This is a genomic window from Fulvivirga lutimaris (assembly GCF_009711525.1).
Taxonomy (GTDB): Bacteria; Bacteroidota; Bacteroidia; order Cytophagales; family Cyclobacteriaceae; genus Fulvivirga; species Fulvivirga lutimaris.
The window spans coordinates 1-16,619 of the sequence record NZ_SMLV01000339.1 but is presented as its reverse complement, the minus strand read 5'-3'; the positions used below and the strand labels follow the sequence as shown (position 1 = coordinate 16,619).

10 protein-coding genes are annotated in these 16,619 nt (G+C 38.0%); 2 read left to right on the top strand and 8 right to left on the bottom strand.

Going from position 1 to position 16,619, the window contains the following annotated elements; all coding sequences use genetic code 11:
- Both pdxH and E1140_RS07770 read left to right on the top strand, forming a co-directional pair.
- Nucleotides 1-515, top strand: a 515-nt coding sequence (pdxH, locus tag E1140_RS07775) for a pyridoxamine 5'-phosphate oxidase (RefSeq protein ID WP_155181302.1), incomplete at its 5' end; no start/stop codon positions are given.
- Nucleotides 512-1,753, top strand: coding sequence for a glycosyltransferase family 2 protein (locus E1140_RS07770; protein WP_185153475.1), 1,242 nt, complete (start codon nucleotides 512-514; stop codon nucleotides 1,751-1,753). The genes pdxH and E1140_RS07770, both read left to right, overlap by 4 nt.
- On the opposite strand, the gene E1140_RS07765 is transcribed toward E1140_RS07770, so the two are convergent.
- The 8 genes from E1140_RS07765 to E1140_RS07730 all read right to left on the bottom strand — a co-directional run.
- Nucleotides 1,746-2,432, bottom strand: a complete 687-nt coding sequence (locus E1140_RS07765; protein WP_185153474.1) for a response regulator transcription factor — start codon at nucleotides 2,430-2,432, stop codon at nucleotides 1,746-1,748. The two genes, E1140_RS07770 and E1140_RS07765, sit on opposite strands and share 8 nt — an antisense overlap.
- Nucleotides 2,429-3,424 carry a glycosyltransferase family protein gene (locus tag E1140_RS07760; protein WP_155181292.1) on the bottom strand — a complete coding sequence of 332 codons (996 nt, stop codon included), beginning with the start codon at nucleotides 3,422-3,424 and terminating at the stop codon, nucleotides 2,429-2,431. Before E1140_RS07760 ends, E1140_RS07765 begins: the two co-directional genes overlap by 4 nt.
- Nucleotides 3,421-4,284 (bottom strand): UDP-2,3-diacylglucosamine diphosphatase, encoded by an 864-nt coding sequence (locus tag E1140_RS07755; protein WP_155181289.1) that lies wholly within the window; start codon nucleotides 4,282-4,284, stop codon nucleotides 3,421-3,423. Before E1140_RS07755 ends, E1140_RS07760 begins: the two co-directional genes overlap by 4 nt.
- A gap of 195 nt (nucleotides 4,285-4,479) precedes the next feature.
- Nucleotides 4,480-6,918, bottom strand: a complete 2,439-nt coding sequence (locus E1140_RS22020) for an ABC transporter permease (protein ID WP_155181286.1) — start codon at nucleotides 6,916-6,918, stop codon at nucleotides 4,480-4,482.
- Nucleotides 6,919-6,936: 18 nt separating this feature from the next.
- Entirely contained in the window at nucleotides 6,937-9,354 is a 2,418-nt protein-coding gene (locus E1140_RS07745) for an ABC transporter permease (protein ID WP_155181283.1), read from the bottom strand.
- A gap of 10 nt (nucleotides 9,355-9,364) precedes the next feature.
- Entirely contained in the window at nucleotides 9,365-11,773 is a 2,409-nt protein-coding gene (locus E1140_RS07740) for an ABC transporter permease (protein WP_155181280.1), read from the bottom strand.
- Between the two features lie 12 nt (nucleotides 11,774-11,785).
- Complete coding sequence (locus tag E1140_RS07735) at nucleotides 11,786-14,137, bottom strand: ABC transporter permease (protein ID WP_155181277.1); 2,352 nt, start codon at nucleotides 14,135-14,137, stop codon at nucleotides 11,786-11,788.
- Between the two features lie 25 nt (nucleotides 14,138-14,162).
- Nucleotides 14,163-16,619 (bottom strand): ABC transporter permease (locus tag E1140_RS07730; RefSeq protein ID WP_155181275.1); only part of this gene is annotated, 2,457 nt, incomplete at its 5' end.

Here is a 16,619-nt window from a genome sequence, read left to right as displayed (position 1 = left end):
CAGAACCTAATGCCATGAATCTGGCAACAGTTGGTAAATCGGGAGCTCCAACTGGCAGAATAGTATTGTTAAAAGAAGTGGACAGTGGTTTTGTTTTCTACACTAACTACCAGAGTGATAAAGGTCAGGAGATGGAACATAACCCAATAGTAGCATTAACCTTTTTCTGGCCAGAGTTGGAAAGACAAGTTAGAATACAAGGTGAAGTAGAAAAGGTAAGCGAGGCTACGTCAACAGCCTATTTTCAAAGTCGACCTAAAGCCAGCCAGATTGGAGCCTGGACATCACCACAAAGCAGTATTATCAAAGATCGTAGCTTGCTAGAGCAGCGCGAGGCTGAGTTATCTAAGAAGTTTGCCAATCAGGACACATTGCCTAAGCCAAAGCAATGGGGTGGATATAGAGTAAAACCATTTTATATTGAGTTTTGGCAAGGTCGCCCTAGCAGACTTCATGATAGAATAGCATACACATTAACTAACAATAGCTGGAAGATCAACAGGTTGGCACCTTGAGTAAACTCTATTTTGAGCGATATGCTTATCGCGATGCATTTATCGAAGAGCCCCCTTCGCCAAACCTGGGACTGGTGGTTACCATTCCGTGTTTCAATGAACCTGATTTAATAAGCAGTCTTGTATCTTTAAAAGCATGTGAACCACCAGGTTGTGATGTAGAGGTTATTGTGGTGATTAACGAAAGCCAGAATGCCAGCGAAAGCATCAAAAAGCAAAATAGTGACACACTAAACGCTGCAACAGCATGGTCAGCAGCACATTCATCTAATCAGCTAAAGTTCTTTATTCATTATGAAGCCTTACCTCCAAAGCATGCAGGAGTTGGTCTAGCGAGGAAGATTGCCATGGATGAGGCCGCGAGAAGATTAGATCATGTTGGTAACATCAATGGCATCATTTCATGCTATGATGCCGATAGTTTGTGTGAACAAAATTATCTCACAGCACTTGAAGCATATTTTAAATCAAACCCAAAAAGTCCGGGTTGCTCTATTCATTTCGAGCATCCATTACAAGGCCCTGAAAATGAGAAGATTTATCAGGCTATAGTTGACTATGAACTGTTTCTCAGATACTATGTTCATGCGCTAAAATATGCGCAATATCCTCATGCCCATCAGACCATAGGATCGAGCATGGCAGTGAGGAATAATATCTATCAAAAGCAAGGTGGCATGAATAAGCGTAAGGCCGGTGAGGACTTCTACTTTTTGCAGAAGATAATTCCATTGGGACAGTTTGGCGATCTTAATAAAACTAAGGTAATTCCCTCACCCAGAATTAGTGATCGCGTACCCTTTGGTACTGGTAAAGCCGTGAATGAATGGTTAAGTAATGGGAAATTGAATACTTATAACTATTTAATATTCAGTGATTTATTGCTATTAATTAAAAGTATTAACTCAAGTAAAGATTTCAAAAACATCATTTCTGAATTAGCGAATACTCAATGGCCCGATTCAATTAAATCATTCTTGGAAACATTAGATTTCGAAAATAATATTGAGCGAATAGCGAATAACTCAGGGTCACTAGATGCTTTTAAATCTAACTTCTATCAGTGGTTTGATGCATTTAAAGTTTTGAAATACGTCCACTATGCAAGGGATCATTTTCATCCTAATATTCCCATTTACGAGGCAGCTTCTGGCCTATTAAAAATGAACGGAATTACACCAGGTCCAACTGCTAAAGAAGTGCTGGTTCAATATCGAGAAATTGATAAATCTAGCTAGAGGTTTCCAGCTTATACTTTCCTTCTCTTACTTGTCTTACAAGATCAACTCCTAGCTTCTCAGAGACATTTTTCAGATAGTTATCCAAAGTCTTGGCAAGCAGGTAGACATCAGAACCCCAGATGTTATTTAATAGGCTCTCCCTAGAAATTAGCTTCTTAGGATTTTGGGCAAAGAAGTACATAATTTCAAACTCTGATTCAGAAAGTTTGATTGCCTTGCCTTTATAAGCGACCAATCTTGAGTTACGGTCAATAATCAGATCACCAAGTTCAATGTGTTTCACACATTTTCTAATTACTAGCTTCTTCTTGAGTACCGTGCTTATCTTATGAGTAAGAGCTCTTAAGCCCGTTATCTTTTGAATAAAATCGTCACCTCCAGTCTCCAACGCTTCCTTCTGTAACTGTTTATCAGATAATGCTGTAAGAAAGAAAATGTAAGTGTTTTTGAACTCTGGTGTTGATCTAAGCTGTTTGCAAACCTCTATGCCATTGATAAACGGCATCATAATATCCAATATGATCAGTTCTGGTTGAAAAGCCTTGGCAGCATCCAGACTGTCAGTGCTTTTGCTTACCCCCAGCACATCATAACCTTCCTTTATAAGGTTGTACTGCAGCAGTTCAAGGATATCTTTATCATCATCTATAATTAATATTCTGTGCTTGCTGCTCATTGGCTCTTGCATTCATGTTCGATGATTGTATCTACTATCTGCTGTGTTTCGTCCCTATAATCAATTGAGGTTTTTTGATCATTATCTACCCAATCCTGGATTTTTTCAATTCGCTTCTTACCGAGCTTTTTTATCACGGGGATTCCCATTGCCTTTAGAGCAGCAGCATTACACTGTTGTTCATATTGACCTTTCATGGGTATTACCATCAATTTCTTACCGAGAAATATCGCTTCAGACGGAGTTTCAAAACCCGCACCACATAATATGCCTTTGGCTGAAGTTATGGCATGTACGAACTTATCATTGTTGACCTTCTCAATTTTAACATTGTCCTGCCAATAACTTGACTTGGTATGTTTTGAGAAAACATGCCAATCAACGCCTTTGATCTTAGACAGTGTTTTAATGATTTTCTCATCAGAATAAGCAGGCAAATAGACTGTGTAATGCCCATAGTCAAGATTTACCTTTTCCCTAATCGATCGCCTAACTATTGGAGTAAAGATGTTTTTATCAAAAGCATCAAAATGAAACCCATAATGAACACTGGCCGGGGCATAGTTCTTAAGTATTGACTGACCTATAAGGTCTGCAGACTTAGGCTTTGGGCACTTCTTTGACAACAAAGCACTTTGATGACTAAGTGCTACTACCCTTTTTCCTTTAGTTCTTGCTGCCCAGGCTGAAATAGGTTCAAAGTCGTTGATTATCACATCATAATCTTCAATGGGTAAATCCTTGATCTCCTTCAATACCCTCTTACTTGAGTTATTATTGAATGTTTTTGAGATGTCAATTCCCCCCTTCTGCCCAAAATAGAAACTGAGTCCTGAAGATTTATATTTTACTTCAAATGGTAAGGCGAGGTCTGCCTGTGCTCCGCTAACCATATAGTCAACCTGGCCATGTTTTTCTAAAGCAGGCGCTACATCCATGGCTCTACTTAAATGTCCATTCCCTGTCCCCTGTATTGCGTAAAGTATCTTCATTTCTTAATTGGGATGGTCAAAAATTCAGCTACCATGTCATTAAAAATATCATCATTGGTCTGGTAGGTCTTAGATTTCTTATTGTTGATTTCTATAGCCTGGGCTATTAGGTCCTCCCGATAATTATAGATTCTCCAGTGGCCATTATTATATTCAAGCGCTGTCAGGTTTTCAATCCAATCTCCACTATTCAAATAAGTGACTTCTCCTTTTGAAGTCTTTATCTTTCGCATCTGTGGCTGATGAATGTGCCCACAAACCACATAGTCATAGTCATTATCGATAGCAATATCAGCAGCCGTGTTTTCAAAGTCATCAATGAATTTTACCGCTGTTTTCACACTGTCTTTTATTCTTTTAGATAGTGATATCTTGCCCTTACCAATCATTTTTAAAAGGAAGTTGACAAACGTGTTGATGACGATTAGAGTATCATATCCTATAGCGCCTAATTTGGCTAGCCATTTAGAGTATTGCATTGTTACATCAAACACATCTCCATGAAAAATCCAGGCCTTTTTACCGTCCAGGTTGAGTACCACTTTGTTCGCTATTTTGAAGCTGCCTAATTCAAACCCCACGAACCTCCTCAGCATCTCGTCATGATTACCAGTGATGTAGGTCACATCAGTTTTCTTACTCAATACGCTAGTGATGTATTTCACTATTTGCATGTGCGAAGAAGGCCAATAGCGCTTGCTAAACTGCCAGATGTCTATGATATCGCCATTAAGAATGAGCTTTTTTGGGTTGATAGATTTAAGATAGCGGAGCAGGTCATCGGCCTGGCAGCCGTAAGTGCCTAAATGCACATCTGATATTACAACAACATCAACTGGGCGTCTATTTTCTTTTTTCATTGGTCATAAAATAAAAAAGATACCTCGCCTGATAACTTTCAAATAAATAGTTGAATCAAACGGGTATCCTTAACCATACCTTACAAAGGTAAGATCGGCCTTTTACTACAATGTCAATGACTTATTATCATAGCATTACGAATCGTAATATTTCGATTATTAGAATATGATGAATGTTAAGAGAGTATTTCTTAATTACTCATATCGTAAGCTATCCACTGGATTAGTATTAGATGATTTTACAGCTTGCCTAATGATAGAAAGCAGAGCTACCATTAAAGTAATGCCAGCCGCTAGAATGTAGATGAACAAGTTCATTTCAATTTTATAAGTAAATGAATTGAGCCAGTTTGAGGTGAGCCAGTAACCTATGCAGGTTCCTATAATTATTGACAATACAACCTGTTTCATGAAACTGGAAGACAATTCAATGGCGAGCTGACCTGCTGTTGCTCCCAATATTTTTCTAATTCCAAGCTCTTTTGTTCTGGATTCTGAGTAGAAAACCATTAATGCCAATAGACCTGAACTACCAATTATAATGGCAATAAAGCCAGATACTTTAAGCCCGGACAGTGTCAAATCATCTAACTCATATACATTATCAATTCTGTCATTAAACCATTCTGATTCGAAGTTGTATTCCGGATACTCTTTCTTCCATTGTTGTTCAATAAAATTTATAGCTTGCTCTCTATCTGCGGCATTGTTAATTCTCATAGCAACTTTAGAATAGAATCCTGTTCCCCAATAAAACATCAGACATGGCTTTATATCATCCTTCAACCACATATTATGGAAATCCTTTACTACTCCTAAAACCTCTGCTTCACCTTCATTAATTGCGATTTTCTGACCTATTAACTCTTCAGGTGCAATACCTAATTCTGCGGCAAGCGTTTCATTAACTACAAAACCATTAAAACCCTGCTGCCACGGCAATATATTGCTTTTAGAAATCCAGCTACCAGCAAGTAATTCAAGATCATATAGTGCTGCATAATCAAGGTCAACCACTTTCATTTCAGCCTCTCTTCCCATCTCAACGGGCTCACTGGACAATCGAAAGGCTGTGCCATACTGTATGTCAGATTCAAATGGAACACCAGAAGAAAAACTAACTTGCTCAATATCATTATAATTACCATATGACTGGCGAAGTCTTTCCATCTTGAGGCTATCCGCTTTTGGTAATGTAACCGTAACTATCTCATCATGCTCAAATCCTAAATCTTTATTTTTTAAGAATGACATCTGAAAATAAACTACAGCAACTCCAACAACCATGATATGCACAAAGGAAAACTGAACGAGTAGCATAACTCTACTTATCAGGCCTCCAGCTGCTTGATTATTATAAATACCATTGTTCTTCAAGACCTTCAAAAGATCAAAACGGGACATGATTAGAATTGGGTAAAGGCTTGTTATTAATACTATGGCACAGCATAATAGCACCACCAAAGCATAGACATGGGCTGTAATCTGGATATTAAATGGAATGCCCAAAATGCCGTTATTTATAAAATCAATTAGGTATTGACCAAATACCAAAGCATGAACTGCTGCTATGACAATTAAAAAAGAAGTTTCTAGCATGTAGCGCTTTACTAGCTGCCTTTTTAGGTCTCCGAACATTTTGAGCAAAACAACTTCCTTACTTCTATTTATGATTAAGGCAGAAGCAAGATTAATATAATTAGCACTCGATATGATGATTAATAAAATAGCCACAGCAATGAGGCTATTAAGCATTGTTGTTGAAATGGCATAACTCTCAATTGTTTCTGAATAGGTAGTGTCATTATGAATATCTACGAGTGACTGTACCTGATAATTTATGCGCTGATCATCACTCTCAGATAGATACTTAGATTCAAATGCAGGAAGCCGTTGTTCAAAGTCATTTTTATTCAAATTCTCTGGAAGTTTGATATAGGTATACCCCTGATAGTTGCCTGACCAATTATTGACTGGATAAGGATTGTTCTCTCTGAAGAATGAGAAATTTATAACCGCTTCATAACGAATATTACTATTGAGGGGTGGATCACTAATAACACCAGCTACCGTTAGTATTGAATTATTGTTCAACTCTATTTCCCTTCCAATAATATTGCTATCATCTATTCCAAATAACTTATTGGCTAAGCTTTCAGTAAGTAAAATAGCATTGTGCTGTTTTTTAAAAATTGAATATTCACCCTGAATCCAAAGTGACTTATCAACTAAGCCATAATTGAAGATTTTGAAAAAGCTGGTATCAGCAAACAGCACATGATCAACCTCAAAATTCTTAGGTTTATCCCGTTCATTAACTGTTAAAAGCCTTTTGGTAGGCCCGGCAGTTTGAGTGACTTCCAGATCACTAAAATCATTTCTCAGAGCTCCTGCCAAAGGGTAAGCTGTTGTGCTCCAATGATCTACCCCGTTAGCAGTCACATTGTCTTGAACAACTCGGTATACTTTATCGGCATTATTATGAAAGTTGTCAAAACTACTTTCATATAATACGAATGAGAATATAGCAATTGCAACGGTAAGAGCGATTGTAATACCGATAAAGTTTACAGCATTAAAAAAGACATTTTTACTTATCCTCCTTAGAAATACCCTTAGATGAAATTTTAGCACCTTCTATTCTTAAAATCCTTATTCGTACCTCAGACTATCTACAGGGTTTTTCCTCCCTAAAAGGATAATGTGATAACTTACTGTGAGTAGCATGATGAGCATAAGCCCTATAACGGGCACCAGGAATAATAATGCATCCAACTCTATTTTATAGGTAAAGTCTTCTAGCCAATATCCAGCTAAATAGTAGGCCAATGGAACTGCCAGCAACATTGAAATCAAAAAGATATTAGCAAAGGGTCTAACATTAGTTACAAACAGCTGCATAAAAGTGGCTCCCAACGTTTTGCGAATGCCCACTTCTTTTGTTTTCCTCTCTAAGTTGAACAACGACAGCCCAAATAACCCCAAAATCGATAACAATATTGCTAAGCCAGCAAAAGCAACAATAACCTTAGAGAAAAACACCTCATACCTATACTGTTCAGCGAACTTCTGATCAAGAAATGTATACGTGAAATTTGTACCTGGAAATTGTGCTTTGTACTTATTCTCAACATCTTCTAAAAGTTGCTTTGTTACACCTTTTGGATCAGCTCCAGTATTATAATCTATCGTGATGTATTGAGGATTAGTTTGAAACAAGAATATTGCTGGTCTACTTTCAGTTCTTAAAGAGCTATGCTGATAATCATCAATAACCCCAACAACTTCAACTTTCATATCCCCATTTATCAATCTGGTTCCAACCGCCTCGTCTATGGACGATATTTCTAAAGGAATAAGCGCTTTCTTATTGATGATGGCTTTAAGTTCAGTTGATGTTTCATTTACCCTAGCCACACCTTTAAGCAGCTTTGGTTTAAATACATCAACATAGCTGTTATCAATATAAGTGACATTAATACCATATTCTCCTACTCGCTCGCCCTCTCTGTTAGCTCTACGCATGTTGTTTGTAGACCAGTTGAAACCTGATGCAGGCACACTTCCAGATGCTGTAACATGCGCCACTGGCGCCAATGATTTAAGCTCTTCTCTAAAAGTAATGGCTTTATTATTATAATTAGTAACATCCTCCAATGGACGATTTACAATTAGCTTTTGATTGATATCAATACCTAAATCCTGATTCTGAAAAAGCTCAATCTGTTTGTAAACTATATAGCTTGATATCATGAGAACCAACGATACTGCGAACTGTATAGCAACACTCAGCTTTCTATACACCTTTCCTTTTCCATAATCTGCAACATTGCCTTTCAATATTTTCACCATAGAGAAAGATGAAATTATCAACGCTGGTTGTAAAGCTGCCCAAACCATGGCCACAACTATGGGTATAATGGTGTAGGTTATAATTGTTTTATTTTGCCAAAAAGAAACATCAAAAGCTCCTCCAAGTCCTTCTGATAATGATGGTTTAGCAAGCTGAATTATCGTTATTGCCAATAGCACTGCCAGCATGTTAATCATTAAAGATTCTATTGTAAACTGCAGTACCAGATTACCTCTTGATGCCCCCATGTTCTTTCTTATTCCTACTTCTTTCGCACGCTTAAGGCCTTTTGCAGTAGCCAGGTTTACGAAGTTGATACAAGCCAAAAACATAATGAATATGGCGATGGCCATCAGGAAATTCAGAATCCTCTTATCCCTTGATGGAGAGTATTCATACATAATACCCGGAGTACTATGAATCTCACTCATTGGTTGAAACTGCACTTCCAAACCAGCTCTTTCCCTGTTCTCTTTTCCAATATATTTATCGAGAAAAGTATTGCTCTCTTCCTGTGAAATAGAACCTCCATCAATTAACTTAACATAAGTATAGAATTCACTCCAGCCCATATTGTCAAACTTGGCCCAAGGGTTTTCACTATTATTAATTGTTTCCATTGAAAACAGGACATTCACAGGAAAGTGTGTGTCTGGTCTTGGGTCTTTCATAACCCCAGCCACGATAAGATCAAGTCGACCAAAATTACTTTCAAATAATATCAGGGGCTTGTTTAAGGCATCTATACTTCCAAAGTATTTTTCAGCTATGGACTCTGTAATGTAAACTTTGCCCTTGTCGGCAAAACCATTTTTACTTCCTGATAATAATTCAATATCGAAAATCTCAAAGAACTCCGGTGTAGCAGAAACCATATTATGCTCAATGGCTGATACAAAAGGGTCATTCTCGTATTTAAGCACACCATCTGCTTCTCTAATAGATACAGCATTCTCTACCTGGCTGAAGTCTGAGGCAATCATTGATTGTAAAGGCGCTGGTGTATGTGCCCCAGTGCCGCCATCATCTTTAATCAATACTCTATACTTGTTTTCTATATCAGATTGGTACTTGTCATACTCAGACTCGAAAACGGCATACTGCATTAGAACTACACAGGATGCAATGGCCACTGCCAGCCCAAAGAGATTAAGAATGAAGTAAAGCGGTGACTTTAAAAGATTCCTGAAAATGATCTTGATATAATTTAAAAGCATATTATTCTGATTATTCGTTTCTTAAACTGTCTGTTGGATTCGCCATGGTCGACTTTAATGTCTGCCCAATTACCGATACCATTGCAATAAATATTATAGCCATGATTGGTAGTATATAAAGCCACCAACCTATTTCAACTCTTGATGTATAATTATTAAGCCACAGGTCAATTAAAAAATAGGCCAATGGTATAGCTAAAACACCTGCTATGATCACAAGTTTTAAAAATTCCTTTGAAAGCAAAGCGACTAACCCAGCTACTGATGCTCCCAGCACCTTTCTCACACCAATTTCTTTCGTGCGTTGAGAAATTGTAAAAGTGGATAAGCCTACCAAACCGAGCACTGCAATAACCACTGATAGTAGTGTAAACAATACAACAACAGATGAAAAAACTAAGTCTGTTTGGTACTGATAGTTATACTTATCATCTAAGAAATAATAGTCAAAGGCTGCATCAGCAAACTTGGCATCCCAAACCTTTTGAACCTCTTCGATAGCCAATTTGGAATCTTTAGTATTCAATTTAATACTTAAATAATCACCCCAAGGTGTATATCTGAATACCATTGGCAAGTAGCTCTCCTTTGGAGAACGCTGATGAAAATTATCAATAACCCCAATAACCTGTTCCTGATAGTCACCGCCACCATAGCTAATAAATTGGCCGATAGCATCTTCAGCACTTTCAAACCCCAGAGTCTCAACCGCCCTTGCATTGATAATAACCCTGCTGCGATCTTCCTGATTCACTTTGAAATTCTCGCCAGTCAAAAGAGCAATATCAAAAGTTTGAATAAAGTCTTCATTGAAAAAATAGATGTAATAGTTGTAACTACCTGAATTAACATCCGCACCGGCTCTTTTTAAGCTATTAGTCGTTCCCATTTCGTGAGCTTTAGCACCTGGCAACGCATCAGATTGGGCAACGCTGTTAACTATGGACATTGCTTTCAGCTCATCTGCAAATGATTTGGTAACAATGGTATAGATTGAATCTTCCATTTGGACCCTTGGCCTCCTGATTACCAAAGTATTGTCGATATCAACACCAAGATCCTTGTTTTGAAGAAAATCAATTTGGTAATAAACCGCTATTGAAACAGCTATTAAAACGACAGTACTAATGAACTGAAATACAACCAGTCCTTTCCTTAAAAAGTATCCTTTTGAAGAGTTAGCAAATCGCCCTTTTAATACCATTACCGGTGCAAAAGAAGATAAAACGAATGCCGGATAAATACCTGAAAGCAATGTGCCCACCACTACAATACCTCCGAATAGAAATAGAATAAACGAATCTGCAAACAGGTTTTGTGGTAATGTCTGGCCGGTTAAATCAGCAAATGCAGGTATAGAGATCTGAACTATAGTAAATGCCAGAATGCAGGCTATTATGTTAACCATTAAAGACTCCATCAAAAACTGCCTTATCAGCTGATTTCGGGAAGACCCTACCACCTTTCTGATGCCTACTTCTTTGGCTCTGTTTACTGCTCTTGACGTGCTTAAGTTGACATAGTTGATCCATGCCAGCAGGATAATAAATATGGCTATCAGCACCATGAAATCTACTGTTTGTGCATTGCCGTTTACCTCAGGCTCAAAAGACTTGTTAGAATATAGGTGGATATCATTAATGGATTCTGAGATGACCACCTCATCTTCAATATGCTCGCTATCCTCACTATATTGCGCCAACTTCTCATTAAAAGCACTAACTGAAGTGCCTGGCTCCATTAACAAATAAGTGTACTCATTATTACCGCCCCATGCATTTTCCAAGTACCAGGTCCAGTACAGTGGCAGCGTTTCATGAGATAGTAAAATATCAAACTTCAAATGTGTATTTTGTGGAGAGTTCTCTGTCACTCCTACTATTTCAATGGGCTCCTTGGTCAATGAATATTGAAAGGTCTCGCCTATAACATCAGTACGCCCAAAATATTTGATTGCTAAATCTCTGGAAATAGTCGCCTTATACGGCTCATTGAAAGCGGAATAAGGATCACCTTCAATCACTTCATAAGAGAAGATCTTAAAAACAGATGGGTCAGCGGCATATATCAATTGCTCATAAAAAACCTTGTTATTGGCCTTTATTTGCGCTGCGTCCATATTGGCCAACCTCACATAATCCAATACTTCGGACATTGACTCTTTAAAAGCCGGGCCAAGTGTCTGGTAGGTTTCTACATCATTGATAATGAACTCATTGCCATTATATAAATTCAATGAAAGCCTGAAAATATCATCCGCATTTTCATGAACATTTTCATAGCTCCTTTCATGTCTTACATAAAAAGTTAAGAGTATAGTCGCAGCAATACCTAATGCCAGCCCTATAATATTGACAAAGGAGAATATCCTGTTCTTAACAAGATTTCTAAGGGCTATTTTAAAATAGTTTTTTATCATGGTTTCTTAGGTCTACTCGTATCTTAAGCTATCTACTGGATTGGCTTTTGCCGCTTTTATTATATGATAACTCACTGTTATAAAAGCTATTAGCAACGCTGCAATGCCCGATAAAGCAAATGGTAAAATTGATGAGTCTATGCGGTAAGCGAAGCGTTGCAACCAGTTGTCTGTCAGATAATAGGCCACTGGTGTGCTAATAATGAATGAGATTAACACCAGTCTTAAAAATTGCTTTGAGAATAAATTAGTGAGCTGCCAGATGGAAGCTCCAAAAACCTTTCTAACTCCAGTTTCGCGCTTTCTTTGCTCTGTCATGTATGAAGCAAGACCAAAAAGGCCCAGGCAAGACACAAGGATCGCAATACTCGAGAATATAGCTGTTAGCTTTCCTACAATATCAACACTAGTATACTGCCTTTCATATTCCTGATCTACAAAGCCATATTCAAATGGGTACTCTTGCTCATACTTCTTAAAAACACGCTCTATTCCAGCTATTGCTTCTTTATTGTTATCTGAGTCAAGTGCAGCATAACCTCTCCAGGCCGTGCCTGTCTGATAAACGATAACAGGTTCTATACTCTGAAATAAACTCTGATGATGAAAATCACGCATCAACCCACTAATTACGCCTTTATCACCCCACACAGATATTTCCTGGCCTACGGGATCAATCATACCCATTACTCTTGCTGCTGCTTCATTAACTAAGAAGTGAGCCAAAGTCGTATCCACAGTTTGAGGAAGGTTTTTACCCTGTAGCAACTCTATGTCAAAAGTTTCCAAAAAGGCATAATCTGTTTGAATGACATGAAAGAAGTTCTGATCATCTTCTGCCTTACCACTCCATTGTGGCGAAGAGGTGGAATTATTGATACTAGTCGGATTAAAATTAGAATACGCTACAGACTTTACCCCGCTGACATTTAATAAGTCATTTCTAAAAGCTTCGGCATTCTTGCGAGCACTCCTGATTGGGAAATAAACAATATTGTCCTTTTTCAATCCCAGATCTTTGCTCAGCACATGTGACAACTGCTGGTTGGCAATTATTGTAATGGAGATAAAGGATATGGACAGTACAAATTGAAAGATAACAAGCGCTCTCCGAAAACCTGTTAATGAACCTCCTGTTCGTTCTATCCCTTTTAATACTTTAGCTGATTGAAATGAGGACAGGTACACCGCTGGATATATACCTGCTAAAACACCTGTGATAAGCGTAACACCTAATACAGAAATAATAAATAATGGGTCGAAAAAAGGTATTGAAAGCTCCTTTCCTGTTAGGGAGTTGAAAGCAGGCATCAAAATATCAGCCACTGACACCGCCAGCACAATACTTATTAATGATATGAATATCGACTCTCCTAAAAACTGAAAAACAAGAGATTTTCTGGAAGCTCCTACGGCCTTTCTTACTCCCACTTCTTTAGATCTTTTGCCTGCTCGTGCAGAAGAAAGATTCATAAAATTGATACAGCCTATAATTAAAATGATGAATCCGATAACTATAAAGATTCTCACATAAACAATTCGCCCCCCCTCTGCCAGTCCGTTAGAGAGATCTGTCTTTAGGTAAAAATCGGCAGTAGGAACTAAATGAAAATTTCCCTGATCACTATCCGTATATTTCTTTATCAATTCAGGAAATTGGGCCTCAACAGCCCTTTTTGACGTATTTTCAGCTAGTAGTACATAAGTGACATCATTAAAATTGCCCCAGTCCTTATAATGTGGGTGATCAATCAAAAACTTTTGGTAAGGCAATAAATAGTCAAACTCTATGGACGAGTTGCTCGGCAAGTCCTTTAAAATTCCAGAAATTATAAATTCAGAATCATCCTGATCTCTTACTTTTAACATCTTACCTACTACATCGGTATTACCAAATATTTTAGTGGCCAGTGTTTCCGTAAGCACAATACTATTTAAGCCAGTTAGTGCATCTTCTTTATTACCCTGAACCAAGGGAAAGTCAAAAACACTTAAAAAGGCAGAATCAACATACATTCCATACTCATTGAAAGTGCTGGCTCCATTAATAATTAACCTGTTGATTTCACCTGATGACTTTACTGCCACTTCAACACCTGATACATCAGCATTCATTACCTGGGCAAGAAGTCCCGGAGAACTACTCCAAAACAAAGAGGTTTCACCGGTGTATATTTCAGATACAACTGAATATATTCTATCCTTTTTAGAATGAAATTTATCGACCGAATATTCATCAGCTACCCATAACGCTATAAGGAGCGCACAGCATAAGCCAAGAGCAAGTCCGGCTATATTTATCAGTGAGAACACCTTACTCTTAGTAAGGTTTCTGAAGGCGATATAAAAATAGTTTTTAAGCATGTTGGTTAATTTTGAGTGTTGTTATTTATTCGTGTCTAAGACTTTCTACAGGGTTTTTCATGGTAGCATTAATCACCTGCGAGGCAATAGTTATAAAAGCTATTACAAGAATTAAGATTATTGGTATAGCAAACATTATAAGTGTGATATCGATCTTATATGGGTATGTTGAAAGCCACTTGCCAAGGGCAAAATAAGCAACAGGTATAGCGATTATACTTGAGATGATAATCAGCCATAAATACTCCAATGAAAGTAACTTAAATATCCTACCAACAGAAGCACCTAGTACTTTTCGGATGCCGATCTCTTTGGTGCGCTGGAGCACCGCATATGAGGCTAACCCTAATAAACCCAGACTGGCAATTATCATAGAAAGGAGTGCAAAAAGACTGATGATAAAGCTGAATTCCTGATCGCTCTGGTATTGGGCATTAAACTGTTGATCTAAAAATTCATAGTCAAACGGATATTCTGGGAAGAATTTGCTCCATACCTGATTTACTGCCTCAATATCAGATTTCAATCGTGCTGCTCTTTGATCTGAAGGCAAGCTTTGATCAACATTGAGGGCTAGTGAATAATAGTTACTCCAGCTGCTCAACACAAAAGCCATGGGCACGATCTTATTCTTCAATGACTGCTGATGAAAGTTCTTAACCACACCAACTATAGTGAGGTCTGGAAACATTCTGCCTTCTACCAATTGCTTACCAATGGCTTCTTCAGCAGAATCAAAACCTAGTAGCTCTAATGCTTCCTCATTAATTACAAAAGTGCCCTTATCAAATGTTCCATCACCTTTTTGGTAAAATCTTCCTGCAGCCAACTGCAAATCATAAACATCAGAGAAGTCTCTATCACAAGCTAAAAGTGCTATAGTCTTTTTATCTTCATCCGGCTCCCCTGGCTTTCTCAGAGTTGTAGACCAACCTGTTTCCTGTCCTGGCACATCACTACTGGCAGCCATAAATTTTACTGCATTAAGTCCGGCAATTTCTTCTTTAAAGGCATTGACGGTTTTATAATTATCACCATCACCATGAACAGACAATGGAGGCGCATCAAGTAGTAATACGTTATCAATCTTTATCCCTAAATCTTTATTCTGCATATAGGTGAGCTGCTGATAAACCACATAGGTGCCAATGATCATTAGTGTTGAAGCTGAGAATTGAAACACCACCAACCCTTTTCTTAATAACTCTCCTCCTCTACTGCTGGTCAGTTTGCCTTTAAGAATGGCAGAAGGTTTGAAACTTGAGAGCACAAATGCAGGGTAGAGCCCGGATAAAAATGAGCCTATCACCAATATAAGACCAAATAGTGACCAGAACATAACCCTTTGTTCAAGTCCAAGATTCATCAAATCTTTGATATCAAAAATAACGGGCAATACGAGCTGTACAATGGTAAGTGCCATTAGAGCAGCTAAGAAGTTGATTATTAGTGACTCAATAAGGAATTGTGCTCTAATTTGGTTTACCTGTGAACCAAGAGCCTTTCTCACGCCTACCTCTCGAGCTCTTTCTATCGCTCTGGCAGTAGATAAATTGATAAAATTAATCCACGCTATTACTAATATAAATACACCAATAGCTGCCAGCCCCAACAGCAGGCTTTCAGCTGATTTGTTGATGGTATCATCCTGCTCGACCGTTGTAAGGTGCAGATCGCTCAATGGCAAAGTCTTTAATGTCCATTTGGAGTCCCCTTCTGTAAACTCTGGCCTTGAAGTGATGTCTCGTTCTAAAGCCGTCAATATCTCATTGTTAGGCTTGGAGCTTTTTATATAGGTTTCCGAATTCCAATCATTCCAGTTATTGGTAGCAGTACTACCATCTTTATTTACATAAGAAGATATTGAAAGCAAAACCGACAAATTAAAATCTGTATTGGCAGGCAGGTCTTCTACCACTCCAACAATCTCAAAGTCTCGGTTACCAATATTTCCACTAACCGTAATGGTCTTACCTACCGCTTCTGTGGTTTCAAAAAACTTATTAGCCACACTTTCTGAAAGTACCACTTTCATTGGCTCCTTTAATTGCTCAAAAGAACCTGCTAATGTTTGTAGTTGCAATACCTTCTCAATCTCCGGATCCGCATATTTAACTCCTGATTGCTCAAGTGCGGTTCTGTTGCGTCCATCATCATAAATGAGGCTGTAGTTCTGATAGTCAATATTAATGATGCGAAATGAGCTTTCTATCTCGGGCACATCGTCATAAGCCAATTTCAAGGCTGAACCCGGATTCATATAAGCTCTGGTAGTACCGGCCTGATCTCTGGAAAAGTAAGTTCTGTAGATTTTCTCGTTTTCAGCAAAGTTTTTATTGTAGCTAAACTCATAATTAACATAGTAAAATATACTCAGACAAGCGGCCATACCTAGCGCGAGCCCTGTTATGTTAATGATGCTGAAGACTTTCTTATTTAAAAGGTTCCTTAAGGCTATTTTAATAAAATTAAAGATCATATC